This is a genomic window from Streptomyces sp. SPB074, from assembly GCF_000154905.1.
GTDB lineage: Bacteria > Actinomycetota > Actinomycetes > Streptomycetales > Streptomycetaceae > Streptomyces.
Window position 1 is genome coordinate 927,872 of sequence record NZ_GG770539.1, and the last position, 2,682, is coordinate 930,553.

Below are 2,682 nucleotides of genomic sequence, written 5' to 3' on the forward strand. Positions count from 1 at the left end.
CGGCCCCGGCGTCGCTCGCCTCTACCGCCGCGCCGGGCGCGGAGGCCGCGCCCGGCTCGCCCTCCGCGTACGCGCCGTCCTTTGGCTGCGCACCGTACGTCTCGTGCTCCCCCGGCTCCCGTTCCTCGTTCACGCGTCCCTCCGCAGGGAGACGAGCGAGGCGAGGTCGCGGTCGGTGAGTTCGGTGAAGGCGGGTTCGCCGCCGGTGCCGAGGACGGCGTCGGCGAGGGCCTGTTTACCGGCGACGAGGTCCGCGATGCGGTCCTCGACGGTGCCCTCCGCGAGGAGCCGGTGGACCTGGACGTGCCGCGTCTGGCCGATGCGGTGGGCGCGGTCCGTGGCCTGGTCCTCGACGGCCGGGTTCCACCAGCGGTCGTAGTGCACGACGTGCCCGGCGCGGGTGAGGTTGAGTCCGGTGCCCGCCGCTTTGAGGGAGAGGACGAGGACGGGCAGGGCGCCGCTCTGGAAGCGGTCCACGAGGGCGTCGCGCGCCTCGACGGGCGTGCCGCCGTGGAGGAGCCCGGCGGGGACGGCCTGCGCGGCGAGGTGCGCGGTGAGGAGCCGCGCCATCCGGACGTACTGCGTGAACACGAGGACGGAGCCGTCCTCGGCGAGGATCGTGCCGAGGAGTTCGTCGAGCGCGTCGAGCTTGCCGGAGCGGCCGGGCAGGCGGGCGGTGTCGGGGTGTTCCTTGAGGTACTGCGCCGGGTGGTTGCAGATCTGTTTGAGCGAGGTGATCAGGCGCAGGACGAGGCCGCGCCTGCTCATGCCCTCGGCGGACCCGATCGCGGCGAGGGATTCGCGGACGACGGCCTCGTAGAGCCCGGCCTGCTCGGCGCCGAGCGCGACGGGGTGGTCCGTGACGGTCTTCGGGGGCAGCTCGGGGAGGATGCCCGGGTCGCTCTTGCGGCGGCGCAGGAGGAAGGGTTTCAGGAGGCGGGCGAGGCGTTCGGCGGCCTCCGGGTTCTCCAGGTGCTCGCCGTTCTCGACGGCGCGGGCGTGCCGGGCGCGGAAGGCGGTGAGCGGGCCGAGGAGGCCGGGCGTCGTCCAGTCGAGCAGCGCCCACAGCTCGGAGAGGTTGTTCTCGACCGGGGTGCCGGTGACGGCGACGCGGGCACGCGCGGGGACGGTGCGCAGGGCGCGCGCGGTGGCCGAGTGCGGGTTCTTGACCTGCTGGGCCTCGTCGGCGATGACGAGGCCGAAGTCCTGTTCGGCGAGCCGGGGGGCGGAGGAGCGGAGCGTCCCGTAGGTGGTCAGGAGGAAGCCGCCGGGCGGGGGCACGGGGTCACGGCCCGCGCCGTGGAAGCGGCGCACGGGGCTGCCCGGGGCGAAGCGGTGGATCTCGCGCTCCCAGTTGCCGAGGAGGGAGGCGGGGCAGACGACGAGCGTCGCCGCCTTGGGGGTCTCGCGGGCGCGGGTGAGGTGGAGGGCGATGACGGTGACGGTCTTGCCGAGGCCCATGTCGTCGGCGAGGACGCCGCCGAGGCCGAGCGAGGTCATGAGGTGGAGCCAGCCGAGGCCCTGCCGCTGGTAGTCGCGGAGGGTGGCGTGGAGCCCGGGCGGCTCGGGGGCGGCCTCGGCTCCTTGGAGGAGCCGGTCGCGGAGGGCGGCGAGCGCGCCGGTGGGGACGGCCTCGACGGTCTCGCCGTCGATCTCGGCCGTGCCGCTGAGGGCGAGGGAGAGCGCGTCGAGCGGGTCGAGGAGACCGAGCTGGCGCTTGCGGGCGCGGCGGGCGAGCTCGGGGTCGATGCGGACCCACTGGTCGCGCAGGCGCACGACGGCGCGGTGGGACTCCGCGACGCGGTCCATCTCCTCCTCGGTCAGCTCCTCGTCGCCGAGGGCGAGCCGCCACTCGAAGCGGAGCAGTCCCTCGCCGTCGAGGAGCCCGGTGCCGTTGGCGGCGGAGCCGGGCGCGGAGTGCACGACGGCCTGCGCGGTCAGCTCGCGGGTCAGTTCGCGCGGCCAGTGGACGGCGATGCCCGCCGCGTCGAGCCGGGTCGCGGCGCGGCCGAGCAGATCCTCCGTCTCGCTCTCGTCGAGCGCGAGGACTCCGGGGACGTCCAGCTCGGCGAGGCGGGCCAGGGGTGCCCACACGTGCGCGGCCCGGCGCAGCGCGAGTGCGGCCTCGACCTGCGCGGCGGGCCCGAAGGCGGGGTCGGCCTCGCCGCGCCACAGGGTGCTCGCGTCGGTCACGAGGGTGGGGTCGGCGAGGCTGTGGACCTGGACGAGGACGGTCGAGCCGAGGCTGTGCGCCCCGCCGGGTCCGGCGTCGAAGACGGTGCGCGCGGAGAGGTCCAGGCGCAGCGAGACGCGAACGCCCGCTCCGGGTGCCGCCGCGGCCTCGGCGGCCCAGTCCCTGGCCCCCGGGAGGGCGGTCGCCTTCGTCGCGGCGAAGGGGATGCCGTGCGCGTAGGGGGCCGCGGGCGTGCGGGGCAGGGTGTCGGCGACGGCGTCCAGCAGCGCGCGTACGAGGGCCGCGGGTTCGGGCAGGCGCAACGGCCCGTACCCCGGCAGCCGCCCGCGCAGCCCTCGGCGTGTAGGGCGGCGGCTAGGGCGCGGACCTGGGGGCTCTCGGTCACGTTCAGTGGCATCCTGGCCCCTCGTTTTTTTTGTATTTTTTTTCTTTTTTTTTTTCTTTCTGGTTCTTCTGTCGTTTGTTTTTTTTTTTTTTTTTTTTTTTTT

The 2,682-nt window shown here is 74.3% G+C and carries 1 pseudogene; it reads right to left on the bottom strand.

Going from position 1 to position 2,682, the window contains the following annotated elements:
- Window positions 1–129: 129 nt before the first annotated feature.
- Window positions 130–2,558, bottom strand: a pseudogene (locus SSBG_RS03770) (DEAD/DEAH box helicase); the annotation flags it as partial.
- Between the last annotated feature and the right edge of the window lie 124 nt (window positions 2,559–2,682).